The 17,683-nt window shown below is 58.5% G+C and carries 20 protein-coding genes; 10 read left to right on the top strand and 10 right to left on the bottom strand.

The window, feature by feature from the left end; genetic code table 11:
* Window positions 1-10: 10 nt before the first annotated feature.
* Window positions 11-1,357 carry an MFS transporter gene (locus tag AC5SEM_RS15350; RefSeq protein ID WP_116030207.1) on the bottom strand — a complete coding sequence of 449 codons (1,347 nt, stop codon included), beginning with the start codon at window positions 1,355-1,357 and terminating at the stop codon, window positions 11-13.
* 345 nt (window positions 1,358-1,702) lie between these two features.
* On the opposite strand from AC5SEM_RS15350, the gene AC5SEM_RS15345 reads away from it, so the two are divergent.
* Window positions 1,703-2,416, top strand: a complete 714-nt coding sequence (locus AC5SEM_RS15345) for a FadR/GntR family transcriptional regulator (protein ID WP_495470709.1) — start codon at window positions 1,703-1,705, stop codon at window positions 2,414-2,416.
* A 92-nt stretch (window positions 2,417-2,508) separates the two neighbouring features.
* Window positions 2,509-2,742 (top strand): hypothetical protein, encoded by a 234-nt coding sequence (locus AC5SEM_RS15340; protein WP_495470708.1) that lies wholly within the window; start codon window positions 2,509-2,511, stop codon window positions 2,740-2,742.
* A gap of 165 nt (window positions 2,743-2,907) precedes the next feature.
* Here AC5SEM_RS15340 and AC5SEM_RS15335 read toward each other — a convergent pair whose 3' ends face one another.
* Window positions 2,908-3,804, bottom strand: coding sequence for a DMT family transporter (locus tag AC5SEM_RS15335; protein WP_495470707.1), 897 nt, complete (start codon window positions 3,802-3,804; stop codon window positions 2,908-2,910).
* Between the two features lie 101 nt (window positions 3,805-3,905).
* Here AC5SEM_RS15335 and AC5SEM_RS15330 point away from each other — a divergent pair, with 101 nt between their 5' ends.
* Window positions 3,906-4,772 carry a LysR family transcriptional regulator gene (locus AC5SEM_RS15330; RefSeq protein ID WP_495470706.1) on the top strand — a complete coding sequence of 289 codons (867 nt, stop codon included), beginning with the start codon at window positions 3,906-3,908 and terminating at the stop codon, window positions 4,770-4,772.
* A gap of 407 nt (window positions 4,773-5,179) precedes the next feature.
* Here the strand turns inward: AC5SEM_RS15330 and trhP are convergent, their stop codons facing one another.
* Window positions 5,180-6,511, bottom strand: a complete 1,332-nt coding sequence (gene trhP / locus AC5SEM_RS15325; RefSeq protein WP_495470705.1) for a prephenate-dependent tRNA uridine(34) hydroxylase TrhP — start codon at window positions 6,509-6,511, stop codon at window positions 5,180-5,182.
* 155 nt (window positions 6,512-6,666) lie between these two features.
* On the opposite strand from trhP, the gene AC5SEM_RS15320 reads away from it, so the two are divergent.
* Window positions 6,667-7,728, top strand: a complete 1,062-nt coding sequence (locus tag AC5SEM_RS15320; RefSeq protein ID WP_212621503.1) for an AI-2E family transporter — start codon at window positions 6,667-6,669, stop codon at window positions 7,726-7,728.
* On the opposite strand, the gene AC5SEM_RS15315 is transcribed toward AC5SEM_RS15320, so the two are convergent.
* The 3 genes from AC5SEM_RS15315 to AC5SEM_RS15305 form a co-directional block, all read right to left on the bottom strand.
* A complete protein-coding gene (locus tag AC5SEM_RS15315) occupies window positions 7,725-7,907 on the bottom strand; it encodes a hypothetical protein (protein WP_034154665.1) in 183 nt (60 codons plus the stop codon). The genes AC5SEM_RS15320 and AC5SEM_RS15315 overlap by 4 nt on opposite strands.
* Before the next feature lie 102 nt (window positions 7,908-8,009).
* Window positions 8,010-8,204 (bottom strand): hypothetical protein, encoded by a 195-nt coding sequence (locus AC5SEM_RS15310; protein ID WP_016984641.1) that lies wholly within the window; start codon window positions 8,202-8,204, stop codon window positions 8,010-8,012.
* A gap of 230 nt (window positions 8,205-8,434) precedes the next feature.
* Window positions 8,435-8,788, bottom strand: coding sequence for a hypothetical protein (locus tag AC5SEM_RS15305; RefSeq protein ID WP_077573703.1), 354 nt, complete (start codon window positions 8,786-8,788; stop codon window positions 8,435-8,437).
* Window positions 8,789-9,044: 256 nt separating this feature from the next.
* On the opposite strand from AC5SEM_RS15305, the gene AC5SEM_RS15300 reads away from it, so the two are divergent.
* On the top strand, window positions 9,045-9,863 hold the full coding sequence (locus tag AC5SEM_RS15300; protein ID WP_495470704.1) for a shikimate 5-dehydrogenase: 819 nt from the start codon (window positions 9,045-9,047) through the stop codon (window positions 9,861-9,863).
* A 191-nt stretch (window positions 9,864-10,054) separates the two neighbouring features.
* Window positions 10,055-10,573 (top strand): cupin domain-containing protein, encoded by a 519-nt coding sequence (locus AC5SEM_RS15295; protein WP_495470703.1) that lies wholly within the window; start codon window positions 10,055-10,057, stop codon window positions 10,571-10,573.
* Window positions 10,574-10,689: 116 nt separating this feature from the next.
* Here AC5SEM_RS15295 and AC5SEM_RS15290 read toward each other — a convergent pair whose 3' ends face one another.
* The gene (locus AC5SEM_RS15290) at window positions 10,690-11,337 is read right to left on the bottom strand and encodes a YceH family protein (protein WP_495470702.1); all 648 of its coding nucleotides are present in this window, start codon (window positions 11,335-11,337) and stop codon (window positions 10,690-10,692) included.
* A gap of 125 nt (window positions 11,338-11,462) precedes the next feature.
* On the opposite strand from AC5SEM_RS15290, the gene AC5SEM_RS15285 reads away from it, so the two are divergent.
* A complete protein-coding gene (locus AC5SEM_RS15285; RefSeq protein WP_034154670.1) occupies window positions 11,463-11,972 on the top strand; it encodes a DUF1993 domain-containing protein in 510 nt (169 codons plus the stop codon).
* 350 nt (window positions 11,973-12,322) lie between these two features.
* Here the strand turns inward: AC5SEM_RS15285 and sstT are convergent, their stop codons facing one another.
* The gene (gene sstT, locus AC5SEM_RS15280; protein ID WP_495470701.1) at window positions 12,323-13,555 is read right to left on the bottom strand and encodes a serine/threonine transporter SstT; all 1,233 of its coding nucleotides are present in this window, start codon (window positions 13,553-13,555) and stop codon (window positions 12,323-12,325) included.
* 337 nt (window positions 13,556-13,892) lie between these two features.
* Here sstT and AC5SEM_RS15275 point away from each other — a divergent pair, with 337 nt between their 5' ends.
* Window positions 13,893-15,056: an MFS transporter gene (locus tag AC5SEM_RS15275; RefSeq protein WP_077573698.1), complete on the top strand. Its 1,164-nt coding sequence runs from the start codon at window positions 13,893-13,895 to the stop codon at window positions 15,054-15,056.
* Here AC5SEM_RS15275 and nhaR read toward each other — a convergent pair.
* Entirely contained in the window at window positions 15,051-15,950 is a 900-nt protein-coding gene (gene nhaR / locus AC5SEM_RS15270; RefSeq protein ID WP_016986874.1) for a transcriptional activator NhaR, read from the bottom strand. The genes AC5SEM_RS15275 and nhaR overlap by 6 nt on opposite strands.
* A 133-nt stretch (window positions 15,951-16,083) precedes the next feature.
* Between nhaR and AC5SEM_RS15265 the strand changes: the two genes are divergently transcribed.
* Together AC5SEM_RS15265 and AC5SEM_RS15260 are read left to right on the top strand one after the other, a co-directional pair.
* Window positions 16,084-16,326, top strand: a complete 243-nt coding sequence (locus tag AC5SEM_RS15265; RefSeq protein WP_122597351.1) for a hypothetical protein — start codon at window positions 16,084-16,086, stop codon at window positions 16,324-16,326.
* Window positions 16,327-16,355: 29 nt separating this feature from the next.
* The gene (locus AC5SEM_RS15260) at window positions 16,356-17,105 is read left to right on the top strand and encodes a TerC family protein (protein ID WP_016986876.1); all 750 of its coding nucleotides are present in this window, start codon (window positions 16,356-16,358) and stop codon (window positions 17,103-17,105) included.
* A gap of 253 nt (window positions 17,106-17,358) precedes the next feature.
* On the opposite strand, the gene AC5SEM_RS15255 is transcribed toward AC5SEM_RS15260, so the two are convergent.
* On the bottom strand, window positions 17,359-17,529 hold the full coding sequence (locus AC5SEM_RS15255; RefSeq protein WP_495470700.1) for a hypothetical protein: 171 nt from the start codon (window positions 17,527-17,529) through the stop codon (window positions 17,359-17,361).
* Window positions 17,530-17,683: the final 154 nt, after the last annotated feature.

Raw genomic sequence — 17,683 nt, 5'->3', positions numbered from 1 at the left:
AAAATGGACGTCAGGCGTGCTTTGGCGCGGCATCGGCCACGGCGATATCAGCAGCAGGTTTCGGTGTGGTGCGTGCGAAGAAGACGATGATCGCGGCGATGATCGAGGTCGCGGCCAGGCCATAGAGTCCGCCCTGAATCGAGCCGGTGTGTTCTTCGAGCAGGCCGAACGTGGTCGGCGCAACGAAGCCGCCAAGGTTGCCGACCGAGTTGATCAGCGCGATCACCGCCGCCGCGATGCGGGCATCCAGATACGCCTGCGGAATCGGCCAGAACAGTGACGAAGCGGATTTGAAACCCAGCGCGGCAAAACAGATCGCGACGAAAGCGAAGATTGGCCCGCCGGTGGTGGACATGAACATCCCCGCAGCAGCGATCAACAGTGCAGTGGCGACCCACGCCTGCTGGTGTTTCCACTTGGCCGAGAACGAAGCGAAGGCGTACATGCCGATGATCGACAATAACCACGGAATCGAGTTGAACAGGCCGACCTGGAAGTCGCTCATCTCGCCCATTTTCTTGATGATGCTCGGCAGCCAGAAGGTTGCCGCGTAGATCGTCAATTGAATGAAGAAGTAGATCAGGCAGAACAGGATGATCTGGCGATCCTTGAGCAGTTTGCCCATCGATGGCCGGATCGGTGTCGCGGCTTCGCGGGCTTTCTGTTCAGCGTCGATGGCGTTGACCAGTGCGTCCTGCTCAGCGCGGCTCAGCCATTTAGCGTCGTGGGGTTTGGCGTCGAGCCAGAACCAGACGAACACGCACAGGCACACCGAGAACATCCCTTCAATGAAGTACATCCATTGCCAGCCGTGCATGCCCAGCCCATTGATTTGCAGAAGCAGGCCGGACAACGGGCCGGAGATCAACGAAGCCACGGCCGAGCCGCTGAGGAAAATCGCAATCGCCTTGCCGCGTTCGGCGCCGGGCAGCCAGCGGGTGAAGTAGTAGATCACCCCGGGAAAGAACCCGGCCTCGGCTACACCGAGCAAAAAGCGCAGCACATAGAAGTGGGTTTCGTTCTGGATGAACGCCATACCGGCGGCGACCAGGCCCCAAGTGAACATGATGCGAGTCAGCCAGATGCGTGCGCCGACTTTCTGCAGAAGCATGTTCGACGGGACTTCGAACAGCGCGTAACCGATGAAGAACAGACCGGCGCCGAAGCCGTATGCGGCGGCACCGATGCCGAGGTCGTGTTCCATGTGGGTGCGGACGAAACCGATGTTCACCCGGTCAATGTAATTGACGATGAACATGATCACGAAGAGCGGCAGGACGTGGCGTTTCACTTTCGAGATGGCCGACGCGAGTGTCGAATCGACGCCCTCGTTCATCCCGGAGACGGAGGTTTTCACTTGGTTTTCTCCCACTGATTATTTTTATGCGGGGTAGGACGGGTGCTGCGTTGTTGATAGACATCATACAACTGAGAATTTTTGTCCTACAAGTGGGGAGGGCCGATTAATTTTATCTGGAAGGTCGATTTCTTATGCTTTTTGGTATTTTATCCTCGCGTTTATTGGGTTTTGTACTTTGAAGGTCGCGATAAATTTATCCGGCTGCGTACGAGTAACCCTCAGGGAGGTCTGATTTTTTCCGATTTATTTGAGTGTTGTCATACAAGTTGAGGCGCTAGAATCAATCCCGTCAGCCAGCCTCGCAATGCTACGATCGGCAAGCCCCGATCACCGGAACCGACCATGCAAGAAGATATCGACGCTCCTGCTCGCAAACGTGCGCACAACCTCGCCCATGACCTGGTGGAGAAGCTCACTCAGAGCATCCTGCTCGGCCAGCTGACGCCCGGCGACAAACTGCCCTCGGAGAATTCCATCGTTCAGGAGCACGGTGTCAGCCGCACGGTGGTGCGCGAGGCGATTTCCAAATTACAGGCTTCGGGACTGGTGGAGACCCGGCACGGCATCGGCACGTTTGTCATCGAGCGTGCGCCGGAGCAGGGCTTGCGCCTGAATGTCGATACCGCGCTCGGTGTGCGCAGCATTCTCGAACTGCGCCTGGGCCTGGAAACCCAAGCGGCGGCGCTGGCGGCGCAACGCCGTACCGAGATGCAATTGCTGCAAATGCGCCAGGCGCTGGATGACTATCAACGGCTGCTGGACATCAACGACAGCTGCGTCGAGGCCGATCGGCGCTTTCATCTGCTGATCGCCGAAGCCACGGGTAACGTCTGTTTCAGCGAGATCATGCAGCACCTGGGCAGTGCGATGATCCCGCGTAACCGGCTCAATGCAGCTGAACGTGGCGCGGCGGATCTGAGCAAGCTCGGGCAACTGGCTCATCTGGAGCACGAGGCGATTCTGAACGCGATCAAGCGTCAGGATGCGGATGCTGCGCGGGCAGCGATGTGGCTGCACCTGACCAACAGCCGCGACCGCTTTTCCGCGCAGGGTTGAGCGCCGTCGGTCTGGTCGATAGCACGCCGCTGCAAGGCCTGATTCCAAGTTGTACGGCCCGGGTTTTCCGGACCTCCTTGGTGAGGTGTGTCATGGCTAATGATTTGCTGTTTCAGGGCGGTGTGCTGCCGACCGATCCAACCCGGCCGATGTCCGGTACCGATGAACCGACACTGGCCGATCATGATGCGCCGATGGGAATGCCCCCGGGGCGTGATCCGTTGAGCGATGCTGATCGGCCGGAGGACTGGCAGGATCCGGCGGCGGATGATGAGGACGTGCTGCAAGCGGATGAGCCGACGCCGTTGTCGGATGATCGGCGCTGAGCGGTTATTGGCTTTTGATTAATGCGTTGTTGTTCAGTGCCTCATCGCGAGCAGGCTCACTCCTACAGGGTTTTGTGGCATGCACAGACTTCATGTGCACCCACCGCCCATTGTAGGAGTGAGCCTGCTCGCGATTGCGGAATTGGTTTCAACCCAAATCCGAGATCAGACCCCAACTGCCCGAACACCCACAACCCGCCGCTCCAAATTCAGCGCCAACACACTGATCAACACCACCACCGACCCCACCAGCACCAGCAACGTCGGTCGTTCCCCCAAACCAACCGAAGCAATCCCCATCGCCGTCGGCGGTATCAAGTACAGCGTCATCGTCGCCCGGCTCAGATCCACATGTTTGAGCACAAACCCCCACGCCAGATAGGCCAGCGCACTGGGAAAAACGCCCAAGGCCAACACCGCCCACTGCACCCGCAACGGCGCATTCAGCACAGCTTGACCCAGCCCCGGTAGATAAATCAGCAGCATCAACGTCCCCGACCACACCGCGTAACACGCCAGACTGAAACCGTCGTAACGCCGCGCATGGTGTTTTTGCAGGGCGAAGTAAACGCTCCATGAAACCGCTGCCAACAGGATCAGCAGTGCATGCGCATCGATAGCGCCCAAGCCCTTATCGCCGCTGACCACGATCACCACGCCGACAAAGCCGAGCAACACACAACCCCAACGCCAGGCGCTGACCTGATCCTTGAACACGCACCGCGCCAGCAATGTGCTGAACAGCGGGCTCGATTGCGCTAACACGCTGGAAGCGCCGGCACTGACGCTTTGCTGGCCGATGTTCAGCGCAACGTGATGCAGGCTGACGGCGAAGAAACCCAGGGCGAACAACAACGGCAGATCGCGCCAGTGCGGCAGGCGAATGCCTTTGAACGCGGCGATCAGCGCCATGAACAACGACGCCAACAGAAACCGCAGCAACGCCAGATGCCCGGGGTCGTAGGCTTGCAGGCCGATGTGAATACCGGTCGGCGAATACGCCCAGCAGCCGACGACAAACGCCATCGCCAGAAGGATTTTCAGTGGGGAAGGGGGCGGCATGATCGGCTGCTCAAAAGTGTGAATGCGCCGAGTATCCGGGCGCGTAATCATTCGCCACAACTGACTTATACTGCGCTGAATCTTCACTCAGAGTGATGGATATGGAGCTGGCGCAAATCCGTATGTTCAAGACCGTGGCCGAGGTCGGTAGCATCGCGCGGGCGGCGGAAAAGCTGTTTTGCGTGCCGTCGAACATCACCGCGCGGATCAAGGCCCTGGAGGCCGAGTTGGGCGTTGCGCTGTTTCTGCGTGAGGGCCGCGGGTTGCGCATCAGCCCGGCGGGGCAGACGTTTCTCGCCTATGCGGAAAAGATTCTGGCGCTGACCGCTGAAGCGAAACGTGCGGTCGATCCCTCGGCCGAGCCGTCCGGGCCGCTGCGCATCGGTGCGATCGAATCATCGGCGACCGGGCGCTTGCCGCGCTTGTTGGCGAAGTTTCACCAGCGTTATCCGCAGGTGGCGCTGGAACTCACCACCGGCACGTGGGGGCAGTTGCTCGACGACACCGTCAGCCATCGCCTCGATGGGGCGATTGTTGCGGTGGATGTCGAGCGTTCGCAGCTCAAGCGCACGCCGATGTATCGCGAAGAACTGCTGCTGATCGCGTCGACGTCGTTCGGGCCGGTGCGCGGCATCGAAGACCTGCAGGACAAAACCGTGTTCATGTGGCCGCAAGGTTGTCCGTATCGGGCGGCGCTGGAGCATTGGTTGTTGCGTCAGGGGTTGTCGCTGCCGATCGTCAGTCTCGCCAGTTATGGTGCGATTGTGGGTTGTGTGAGTGCCGGGGCAGGGGTGGCGCTGGTGCCCAAGGGCGTGTTTGAGCAGTACGCGAAAGGGGCTGGGTGTGTGGGGTATGAATTCCCGGAATTGACCGCCGTCGACAATTTGTTTTACTGGCATGAAAACGCCGGGGTGCATCCGGCGCGGGAGGCGTTTGTGGCGATGTTGCGGGAGGAGTTTGTTGCGTAGGAAAAACTACCCTCACCCCAGCCCTCTCCCGGAGGGAGAGGGGGCCGACCGAGGTGTCTCGGGTTATACGCCGACCTGAACAATCGAGTCGATTATGGATTGGGCCAAGTCCAATCTTCTTGATCAGAAGAGTTGATTATGGATTCGGCACAGTACTTTCAGGTCGGTGAACTTCTCCAATATCCCCCAATCGGTCCCCTCTCCCTCTGGGAGAGGGGACCGAGCGAGTTGTCATGTTTTATACGTCGACCTGAACAATCGAGTCGATTATGGGTTCAGCCAAGTCCAATGTTCTTGAGACGAGTCGATTGTTGGATTCACCGGCGAATTTTCAGGTCGGTGTATTTCTTCAATATCCCCCAATCAGTCCCCTCTCCCTCTGGGAGAGGGCTAGGGTGAGGGCATTCTCAGGCACCCCGCAGATCCCGCATCAACAACCCAAACCGCAAATCCACAACCTCCGGAATCGGCACATAAACCGTATGCCCATCCCCCGGTGCCACCTCGATCGCCTCACCCTTAACACTCTGCAACTCCTGCAAATCAAAATGAAAATTGCCCGTGGGCGTCATCAATTCCAGATGATCACCAAGACCAAAACGATTCTTCACCTTGACCTCGGCCAGCCCCTCACGCCGCTCGCCGGTCAACTCACCCACGAACTGCTGACGCTCCGATACCGAACTTCCATTCTGATAATTCTGATACTCGTCATGCACATGCCGACGCAGGAAACCTTCGGTGTAGCCACGCTGCGCCAGTGACTCCAAGTCCGTCATCAGGCTGCGATCAAACTCACGCCCGGCCACCGCATCATCAATCGCCCGCCGATACACCTGCGTGGTGCGCGCGCAGTAAAAGTGCGATTTGGTCCGGCCTTCGATCTTCAGGGAATGCACGCCCATGCGCGTCAGGCGCTCGACATGCTGCACCGCGCGCAGGTCCTTGGCGTTCATGATGTAGGTGCCGTGCTCGTCTTCGAAAGCGGGCATCAATTCGTCGGGGCGGTTGGCTTCCTGTAACAGGAACACCTGATCAGTCGGCGCGCCGAGGCCCAGGGTCGGCTCGGGCTGGAAGGTCTGGACGATCTCGCCGAGCTGATTTTCCGTGGCCTCTTGCGCCGAGTATTTCCAGCGACAGGCATTGGTACAGCTGCCCTGATTGGCGTCGCGTTTGTTCATGTAGCCGGAGAGCAGGCAGCGCCCGGAATAGGCCATGCACAATGCGCCGTGAACGAACACTTCCAGTTCCATGTCCGGCACCTGTTCGCGGATTTCACCGATTTCTTCCAGCGACAATTCTCGTGACAGGATGATCCGGCTCAATCCCATCTGCTGCCAGAACTCGACACTCGCCCAGTTCACCGTATTGGCCTGCACCGAGAGGTGAATCGGCATCTGCGGGAAATGCCGGCGCACCAGCATGATCAGCCCCGGGTCGGACATGATCAGCGCATCCGGCGCCATCTCGATCACCGGTGCCAGATCCTTGAGGAAGGTCTTCAGTTTGGCGTTGTGCGGCGCGATGTTGACCACCACGTAGAAGCGTTTGCCCTGCGCCTGGGCTTCACCAATGCCCAGCGCCAGATTGGCGTGATCAAATTCATTGTTGCGCACCCGCAGGCTGTAACGCGGCTGTCCGGCATAGACCGCATCGGCGCCGTAGGCGAAGGCGTAGCGCATGTTTTTCAGGGTGCCGGCGGGAGCGAGCAGTTCGGGGGCGGCGAGGATCGAGGTCATGGTGGTGTCGGTCGCAAAAGCGCAGCAGGGTAAGTCAGGAGTGGTGGGGGTTTGTTGATCTGGATCTATGCTCCATGAATAAAGATGGCACTCGTGCACGCCGCGGCTGACTAAGGAGCGGGGCGTGCATGACGCCTGACTGACATGGACCGGACATGAACGAAAAGAGTCTTCAATTCAAATCCCTGACCGTGCTGCTGGTGCTGGTCACGGTGGCCTTCATCTGGATCCTGTTGCCGTTCTACGGTGCGGTGTTCTGGGCGGTGATCCTCGGCATTCTGTTTGCGCCGATGCAACGCAAGTTGCAGGCGAAATATGGCTGGCAACGCAACCTGACCTCGCTGTGCACGTTGAGCATCTGTCTGGTCATCGCGATTCTGCCGGTGATCATCGTCAGCGTGTTGCTGGTGCAGGAAGGGGCGACGGTTTACAAGAATATCGAAAGCGGTGAGCTGGACATTGCCGCGTATCTGGCGCAGTTCAAGCACAGCTTGCCGCCGTACTTTCAGCACTTGCTCGACCGCTTCGGCATGGGCGAACTCAATGCGCTACGCGAGAAAATCGTCAAATCGGCGATGCAGGGCAGCCAGGTGCTGGCCAGCCAGGCATTCAGTTTTGGTCAGGGCACATTCGAATTCGTGGTGAGTTTTTTCATCATGCTGTATTTGCTGTTTTTCTTTCTGCGTGACGGCGCCGAACTGGCGCGCAAGGTGCGCACTGCCGTGCCACTGGAGGAAGGCCACAAGCGGCGCTTGCAGTTGAAGTTCAACCGCGTGGTACGGGCGACGGTGAAGGGCAATCTCGTAGTCGCGGTGACTCAAGGCGCGCTGGGCGGAGCGATTTTCTGGTTTCTCGACATCCCCAGCGCATTGCTGTGGGCGGTCTTGATGGGGTTTCTGTCGTTGCTGCCAGCGGTGGGTGCGGGAATTGTCTGGGCGCCGGTGGCGGTGTATTTCCTGCTCAGCGGGATGATCTGGCAAGGCGTGGTGCTGGGCTTGTTCGGGGTATTTGTGATTGGGCTGGTGGACAACGTGTTACGGCCGATTCTGGTGGGCAAGGACACCAAAATGCCCGATTACCTGATTCTGATCTCGACCCTGGGTGGTCTGGCGGTATTCGGCCTGAATGGCTTTGTGATCGGGCCGCTGATCGCGGCGCTGTTCATGTCGAGCTGGGCGTTGTTCGCCGAGACCAAGCCCAAGGTGCAACTGCCTTAAGCGTGAAACGGCGCGCTGACGATCTTCTGCGACAGTGCCTGCGCCGCGGGCAGCGAAGTGAGCGGGCCGCTGATCGCTTCGCCGTCGCGCATCAGATACCAGCAGGCGAGCAGACCCGATGCTCTGAGCGAAGCGGGAACGGCGCTGCCGATAACGGACATGATTTGAACCTGAGCCATGACGAGTACCTCCATCTAACAATGGAGCTACCTTAGAGATTCGCCGCTTCTACGGACAATCAACGCTTTCGATAGTAGTCATTGACGCCGTTGAGGGCTGGCTCAATCGACTACTTGATCGAGCATGTGCATGACTTCTCGCTCGTTGAGCAAACCTTTGTGCACGAGGTTTTCCGCCAGCAGCGAAAGAAACTTGGCGCAGCGATGGCCTTCCAGATGCTTGAGCTCGGTCAGCGCGCTGTACACCTTGCTGGAGGTGCACAGACCGACAATGCGGTGCGGGTTTTGTGTTGGCATACAGTCGTCCTTGTTGTTATCAACCTGTTGTTTACGGACGGATTCAGATTGCGGTTCCGTCATGACAAATAAATGACCGTTTTATGGAAAAGACCATAACGCTCAATCAATCATGCCGACTTTAGCCGGTGAAACTGTCCTCACAGCGACCTTGGCGAGATTTTTTCAGACGCTGGCCGACCAACGGTCATAAAAAAGCCCCGCTATAAAAGCAGGGCTCAGTGTTGCGATTACCAGCGTGGGCCACCGTAGTAGCCATGTGGCCGACCGTAATAACCGCGAGGCGGGCCGTAGTAGACGGGGGCCTGTTGAATGTACACCGGTTGTTGCACATACACCGGTGCCGGTTGGTAGTAGACCGGTGGCGGCGGTTGTTGCACATACACCGGTGGCGGGGCATACACCGGCGCCTGTTGCACATAGACCGGGCGATCCTGGTTGATAAGCGCCGAACCGATGATGGCCGAGCCGACGATTGCGCCAAACACCGCCGGACCCTGCCAGCCACCGCCGTGGGCTTCTGCTTGCCCTGTGACAGCAAAAGCACCGATCAGCAGGGCGACGATAGGGAGTTTACGAATCATGATAATTCCTCGGTTCTTCGACCCGGCGGCAGGGCCTGCACCAGGCCCACAGTTGTCGCGGGGATACTTCTAAGACAGCGAAATTCTGAAAATCAGCACAGCCGCTGGGTAAATTTTGTGTAAGGTCTGTACCGGCTTCTTTACCGGGCCATGCAAGGGCCACAGAACACGTTTAAAACAGGCCTCTATGATCGTTCAGAACCCGATGGGCTGGCTAATCCCGTCTATCCGAAAGTGCGTTTGAAGGAGAAGTTTCATGCAGATGAACCCGAACAAAGACACCCAGCTGTGCATGTCCCTGTCAGGGCGTCCAGGCAACTTCGGTCTGCGTTTTCATAACCATTTGTATGAGCAGTTGGGCCTGAATTTCTACTACAAGGCATTCAGCAGTAAAGACCTGACCGGCGCAGTCGGCGGCATTCGCGCCTTGGGCATCCGTGGTTGCGGCGTATCGATGCCGTTCAAGGAAGCGTGCATTGCGCTGGTCGATGAGCTGGACGCGTCGGCGGCGGCGATCCAGTCGATCAACACCATCGTCAACACCGACGGCCATCTCAAGGCTTACAACACCGATTACATTGCCATCGAGCAGTTGCTGAAAACCCACGCGGTGCCCAAGGAGTCGACCTTCGCCCTGCGTGGCAGCGGCGGCATGGCCAAAGCCGTGGCCAGCGCCTTGCGCGATGGCGGTTATAAAAACGGTTTGATCGTCGCCCGTAACGAGCGCGCCGGGCGTGCGCTGGCGGATTCGCTGGATTATCGCTGGCAGGCTGAGCTGGGTGATGAGCGTCCGCAGATGCTGATCAATGTGACGCCGGTGGGCATGGACGGTGGGCCGGAGGCGGGGCAGTTGGCGTTTGAGGCAGAAGTGATCAAAGCGGCGGATACGGTGTTTGATGTAGTGGCGATTCCGTCGGAGACGCCGTTGATCGTGCATGGCCGCGCCGAGGGTAAAAAGGTGATCACCGGGCTTGAGGTGATTGCGATTCAGGCGCTGGAGCAGTTTGTGTTGTACACCGGTGTGCGCCCGACTGAAGAACAGTTTGCGGCGGCGGTGGCGTTTGCCCGGAGCTGATCAGCGAATTGTGTAAGAGCCTTACCGGCCCCATCGCGAGCAGGCTCACTCCTACATTTGGAATGCGTTCACCCTGTAGGAGTGAGCCTGCTCGCGATGGCCTCACAACGGATTCAGATCAGAACCTTGCCTATACTGCCTCCCCAGCAAGCCCAGACTTGCCCACCACAAAAACCGTGACCGAGGCCCCCATGCATCCGCCCATCCTCAATCTGCATCAGGTCGAACTCGAACCCCTGCCCGAAGCACTGGCCCCGGAAGGCGAAACCGCCGGCCGCTATCAGCAGCGCATGGCCCGCGTCGGTCAGCAACTGGGTTCGCAAAAACTCGGCTATCGCCTGTACGCCTTGCCGCCGGGCATGCGCGGCAGCCCGCTTCACAGCCATCGGGTCAACGAAGAAATGTTCTACGTGGTGGCCGGGGAGGGCGAGGTGCGTCTCGGCGCCGAGCGTTTTCCGATTCGCGAAGGTGATGTGATCGCCTGTCCGCCGGGTGGGCCGGAGAAGGCGCATCAGATCATCAATACCAGCTCGGGCGAACTGCGTTATCTGGCGGTGAGTACGCAGCAACAGCCGGAAATCTGCGAGTACCCGGATTCGAACAAATATGCGGTGATGGATAGTTTTCAGGTGGATGCTGAGGGCAATGCCTCAGGTTTTGTGGCGGTGGCACGGCAGGCGGATGGCGTTGACTACTGGGATGGCGAGTAAAACATAGATCCCTTGTAGGAGTGAGCCTGCTCGCGATAGCGGTGTGTCAGTCACATCATATTTGACTGACACACCGCTATCGCGAGCAGGCTCACTCCTAGATTGGTTTTGTGCGGTTATTCGAGGCGGGCCAGGCGTTCTTCCAGCGCGGCGATTCGCGCTTCGAGCTCTTCGATGCGCTCGATCGAGACGCCACTGCTTGCGCCGCGATCCGATGGATTCTGCCGCGCCGCCAGGATGACCTCGATATCCGCCGGATCCCCCAGCGCATGGGTGTAACGATCTTCACGCTGCCCGGCCTGACGCGGAATCAACACCGCCAGCCCGCGCGCAATCAACCGCTCAAGCTGATGCACCACTTGCTCGTTATCTTCAAATTCATGCATGCGGCCACTGCGGGTCAGCAGTTCATTGACGGTTTGCGGGCCGCGCAGAAACATCAATCCGCTCAGAATCACTTGCGCCGGCACCAGCTCCAGCGCCTTGTCGACCTTGTGCTCCCAGCGGTCGGCGCGACTGCCCATCACCAGTTTGGCGAAACCGCGACCTTCCAGTGCGCGCAGGCTCTGGCCGACCTGACCCGGAGTCAGGTTCATCACCGGTTCGCGGCTGGTTTTCTGATTGCATGCCGTGACCAACGCATTGAGCGTCAACGGATAGGTTTCCGGGCTGGTCGCCTGTTTCTCGATCAACGAGCCGAGGATGCGGATTTCCGTGGCGTTGAGCCGTGGCTCGTCGAAGGTGGATTCTGGTTCTGTGGTCATCGCGCGTTCCCTCTGCAGTCGAAGGCGCCTAGCCTAATCCTTGCCAAACAAAAGGCAAGCCGTGTGGTCATCAAGCATGGCTATAATCGCCTCCTTGTTCCACCCAGCCACTACACGAGACTGCCATGACCATTTCCCTGTACGCCGCATCCGTCCCGGTTTTTCAACAAATGCTCAACGCTTTGAGCGATGTGCTGAAAAAGGCTGAAGCCCACGCCACCGAGAAAAACATCGACCCGAACGCGTTCCTGCAGGCCCGTCTGTACCCGGACATGTTCCCGCTGACCCGTCAGGTGCAGATCGCCGTGGACTTCGCCAAAGGTGTTTCTTCGCGCCTGGCTGAAGTCGAAGTGCCGAAGTACGACGATACCGAAACCACCTTCGCCGAGCTGCAAGCCCTGATCGCCAAGGTGCTGGCCTACATTGGCGAGATCAAGCCAGAGCAGATCGATGGCAAGGAAGGCATCGAAATCGTCACCCGTCCGGGCACGCCGAAAGAGAAGCGCTTCAGCGGTCAGGCTTACCTGCTGACTTATGGTTTGCCGCAGTTCTTCTTCCACGTCACCACCACTTATGCGTTGCTGCGTCATAACGGTGTTGAAGTGGGCAAGCGTGATTACATGGGCGCGTTCTAAAAAGTCAAAAGCCCCTCATCGGAACGCCGCCCGCCTAGCCCTCTCCCGGAGGGAGAGGGGACTGATCGGGTTGTTTGTTCGAGATACGCCGACCTGAAACATCAAGTCGAACTCAGATTTTGAACAGCACTCGGTCTGCCCCTTTTCCCCCTCGCCCCCTTGGGGGAGAGGGTTGGGGTGAGGGGAAAAGATCTCAGCCACAAAAAAGCCCGCCAAGGTTCACACCATGGCGGGCTTTTCGTTTTTCATTGTGGGAGCGAGCCTGCTCGCGAATGCAGTGTGTCAGGCGACATCAATGTCGATTGACCCGCCCCCTTCGCGAGCAGGCTCGCTCCCACAGGGTAAGGCGGTTACGCGGTACGTTGGGCTTTCGCTTCCTCACCCAAACACGCCGCAGCGGTAAACAGCACGTCAGTCGACGAGTTCAGCGCGGTCTCCGCCGAATCCTGCAACACGCCAATAATGAAACCGACCGCCACCACCTGCATGGCAATCTCGCTCGGAATGCCGAACAAGCTGCAAGCCAACGGAATCAGCAATAGCGATCCACCCGCCACACCCGACGCGCCACACGCGCAAATGGCGGCGACAACGCTGAGCAGAATCGCCGTCGGAATGTCCACGGCAATACCCAATGTATGCACGGCCGCCAGGGTCAACACGGTAATAGTGATCGCCGCACCGGCCATGTTGATGGTCGCGCCCAGCGGGATCGACACCGAATAGGTGTCTTCATGCAGACCCAGACGCTTGCTCAATTCCAGGTTGACCGGAATGTTCGCTGCCGAACTGCGGGTGAAAAACGCGGTGATACCGCTTTCACGCAGGCACTTGAGGGTCAGCGGGTACGGGTTGCGACGCAGCTTCCAGAATACGATCAGCGGGTTCATCACCAGCGCCACGAACAACATGCAGCCGAGCAGCACGGCCAGCAGGTGCGCATAACCGATCAGCGCGCCGAAGCCCGAAGTCGCCAGCGTCGACGCTACCAGACCGAAAATGCCCAGCGGTGCAAAGCGAATCACCACACGCACGATCAGGGTCACGCCGTTGGACAGATCACCGAGCACTTCGCGGGTAGTGTCACCGGCATGGCGAATCGCGACGCCCATGCCGATTGCCCAGGCCAGAATGCCAATGAAGTTGGCTTCGATCAGCGCCTTCACTGGATTATCGACCACGCTCAGCAGCAAACTTTGCAAGACCTCACCAATGCCGCCCGGCGCAGTGACCGCAACGTTCTCGGTGGCGAGCACCAAGTGCGACGGAAACGCCATGCTGGCGATGACGGCCACCACCGCTGCGGCGAAGGTGCCCAGCAGATAGAGGAACAGAATCGGGCGGATGTGGGTTTCCTGGCCGTGTTTATGGTTGGCAATCGAAGCCATCACCAGCACGAACACCAGAATCGGCGCGACGGCTTTCAACGCCGACACGAACACTTTGCCGATGAACGCGGTGTCTTTTGCCACGTCCGGGGCAAACATCGCCAAGGCAATACCGGCGATCAGGCCGATGAGGATCTGTGCGACCAGGCTCAGGTTCTTCAGGCGTTGCAATAGAGAAGGGGATGAAGCAGTCATAGCGGCATCTCTGATTTTTTATAGGGTGCAGGGTTGCGTGATAGCGATGGCAAAACGGGGGCAGACCACCGTCATGCACCGAAAGTGTTGACGCGACATCAACGCCATTAAACAGGCCGCTGAATAGGCTGTACGTTTTTCAGGGCGCGGACTTTATCACAGCGTAGGCCTTATCCTTCAGGCCTGTGACGATCTACCACCGGATCTGGCAACAAAGTCGACAGGTTTGTGCAAGTCAGCCCGGACACACTCTGTTAAGATTGCGCATCCTTATTTTCAAACTCTGCCAGCGGGCCTCCGGGTCAACGCTGGTGTCGTCGTTTTGCTGGAGTTGCGCATGCTGTTGCCCATTCTTCTGTTGTCTGCCGCCGGGTTCACGGTGCTGACCACGGAATTCGTCATCGTCGGCCTGTTGCCGGCGATTGCCCGAGACCTTGAAGTCACCATCCCGCAGGCCGGGTTGCTGGTGACGCTGTTCGCTTTCACCGTAGCGATGTTCGGGCCTTTCCTGACCGCCTACTTCGCCCGCTTCGAGCGGCGCAAGCTGTTTATCAGCATCCTGATCATGTTTGGTCTGGCCAATACCGTGGCGGCGCTGGCGCCGAACATCTGGGTGATGGCGATTGCCCGGTTGATCCCGGCGCTCGGTCTGCCGGTGTTCTGGGCCTTGGCCAGTGAGACGGCCGTGGACATCGTCGGCCCGGATTTCGCCGGTCGCGCGATTGCCAAGATTGGTTTCGGCATCGTTTGCGCCACGGTGTTTGGCATCCCGGTCGGCACGCTGATTTCTGACGCTTTCGGCTGGCGCAGTGCCTTTGGCATTCTGGCGGTCATCGCTTTTGCCAAAGCCTTGCTGCTATTTGTTTACCTGCCGAAAACCAGTCTGCACCAGCATCAGGTCAGCTTCCGCTCGCAGTTCAAGATCCTGCGCAGCCCGTTGATGATCGGCCATATCGTGCTGTCGATTCTGGTGTTCAGCGGCATGTTTACCGCTTACACCTATCTGGCCGACATTCTTGAGCGCCTCGCCGGTTTCAACGGCACCGTGGTCGGTTGGTGCCTGATGGCCTTCGGCGCGGTCGGGCTGATCGGCAACTCGCTGGGTGGTCGTGCGGTAGACCGGCATCCGCTGGGGGCGTCGGTGTTGTTCTGTGCATTCATGATTGCCGGCATGGTCTCGCTGGTGCCGAACATTCATTCGCCGCTGGGGCTCGCAGTGGCGATGGGGATCTGGGGCGTGACTCAGGCCGCGTTGTTCCTGGTCAGCCATGTGCGCCTGATGAAAGCCGCGCCGGAAGCGCCGGCCTTTGCCGCCTCGTTGAACATCGCCGGGGCCAATCTCGGCATCGGCCTGGGCGCCATCGTCGGTGGTCGGGTCATCGACAGCGCGGGTCTGGGTTTCCTCGGCTTTACCGCCGCTGGGTTCATTTTGCTCTCGGTGTTCCTCGCCATGGTGCTGATGACGCTCAAGCCGCGCGAAATCTGCGCCGAGGCCTCATAACGCGGTAAACAGCTCGCGTCGGGCACCTTCGGTAATCGCAACGATGCCGGGGTGCTTGACCTTGCGCTCCACCGAAATGGCGTAGAACGACTCGGTCACCGCGTCGGTCTGGCCAATCAACTCGACGCCGTACTGGCGCTTCACTTCATCGGCAATCACGCTCGGGCCAATAAAAATCCCGCTGCCGGATTGGCCGAAGGCCTGCATCAACGCACTGTCATCAAACTCGCCGACGATTTGCGGCTGGATCTGCTGCTCGGCAAACCAGCGCTGCAAGCGGCTGCGCACCACGGTTTCCGCGCCGGGTATCAACAGCGGTGCACCGTGCAGACTGCGCGGGAAATCCTGACCGTATCTGGCTGCCAGTTCAGCGGTGGCAAAGAAACTGATCCCACATTCTCCGAGTTTCTGGCTGTAGCCCTTGATATCGAGATGCGAGGGCATCGGGCTGTCGGAGATCACCAGATCCAGACGCTGGATGGCCAGATCGGCGAGCAACCGTTCCAGTTTGTCTTCGCGGCAGGTGATGCGCAGCGGCTCGTTGAGCTCCATCGTCGGCGCAATCAGGCGATAAACGATGGATTTCGGCACCACGTCTGCCACGCCAACGCGGAACAGAATCTGCTGTTCGTTGGGCTGGGCGCGCAGCATCAACTCCAGTTCACCGCCCAGTTGAAACATCTGCTCGGCGTAGGGCAGGGCTTGTCGCCCGGCTTCGGTCAATTCGAGTTGCCGTCCGACGCGTCTGAATAACTCGATGCCATACGTCTGTTCGAGCAGGGAAATCTGCCCGCTGATGGTTTGTGGGGTCAGGTTCAGTTGCTCGCAGGCGCGCACGATGCTGCCGGTCTTTGCTACGACCCAGAAGTAATGCAGTTGTCGGTAATTGAGCATGACGGTCTACAGTTCGTGAAAACCGAAGTATAGCCGCTAAAAATACGAATTTTCCTGAAGTGTTCATCTCCCTAGAATGCCCAGCCATCGACGGCCGGTCTGTGAGCCTGTCTGTTCATTCGAAGGAAACCTTATGAAATACACCATCCCAGCATTGATGTTTACGTCTTTACTGCTTCTGGCCGGTTGCGATCAGGCCGAGAAAAGCGCCCAGCAACTGATGGGCAAAGCCGCCGAAAGCGCCAAGCAAGCGATTGACGACACGCATAAAGCTGCCGAGCAGGCGCTCAGCGATGCCACCGGCGGGTTGATCGAGAAAAAAGAAACACCGGAAAAAGATGCGGAACAATCCGAATCTTCCTCCAAGACCATCTAATTCGTCTTACACAGAGTCAGGACTGACCCATGGAATATCTGTTACAGCTCGCCGCCAGCCCCACCGCTTGGGTTGCTTTGGCCACATTGGTGGTGATGGAAATCGTGCTCGGCATCGATAACCTGATCTTTATCTCGATCCTGACCAACAAGTTGCCCAAGCAATACCAGCAGAAAGCGCGCCGCATCGGTATCGGCATGGCGTTGATCCTGCGTCTGGCACTGTTGAGCACCATCGCTTTCATCGTGCAGCTGACTGCGCCGGTGATCGAGATTCTGGGCCAGGCGTTCTCCTGGAAGGACATGATCCTGATTGCCGGCGGTCTGTTCCTGGTCTGGAAGGCCACGACCGAGATCCATCACAGCATGGACCCGGCACCGGAAGATCCGAAGTCGGCGACCTCGACGGTCACCTTGGGTTTTGCCGCTGCCATCGGCCAGATCCTGATGCTCGACATGGTGTTCTCGATCGACAGCATCATTACTGCCGTCGGCATGACCGAACACTTGCCGATCATGATCATCGCGGTGGTGGTGTCGGTGCTGGTGATGTTGTTTGCTGCTGAACCGCTGGCCAAGTTCATCAACGACAACCCGACGGTGGTGATGCTGGCGCTGGGCTTCCTGATCATGATCGGTATGACCTTGATCGCTGAAGGCTTCGGCGCCCACGTACCGAAAGGTTATGTGTATGCGGCGATGGCGTTCTCGGCTTCGATTGAAGTGCTGAACATGATGTCGCGTCGGGCGAAGCAGAAGAAGCTGGCTGAGCAGGTGTAACCGCCAGTAAGCCAAAAAGGCCGCTTGAACTCAGTTCAGGCGGCCTTTTTTTATTTCAGGTTTTCTATGTTCTGTAAGGCCAGCCCCTCACCCCAGCCCTCTCCCGAGGGAGAGGGAGCCGATCTGTGTGGTTTTCAAATTTGTGTTCAGTCCGGTCCTTCAGGTCGGCGTAACTCGAAAAAACAACTCGGTCAGTCCCCTCTCCCTCGGGGAGAGGGCTAGGGTAGGGGCTTTTCGATTTTGACGTTAAGCCTCAGTGCGCAGTGGCATGGCGAGGACTTTGTTTCGGCGTTTTTTCGAGTGCAGCAGGCTGAACCGAATGGTGATGATGGCGCCGCGAAATCCGCAGTACACCCCACAGCATGGCAGCCGCCACGGCCAGCCATCCGGCAATCAACATCACAATCGTCATGGTCAGGCTCATCAGTGCCTCCTCTTCGCCCTGCATCGGGCGCACACTTTTTTCAATTCGCTCTGTTTCAGTGACAGTCTAGACAATGAGGTGTTGCAGACTATTGACCAAAGGTCGGTGACGACCAATCAGTTTGCTCTATGCAAGCGATGTGTCTGCCGCTTAA

The organism is Pseudomonas sp. CH61 (assembly GCF_059429415.1).
The sequence above is the reverse complement of the archived record's forward strand: the minus strand, read 5'-3'. Positions and strand labels throughout refer to the sequence as shown.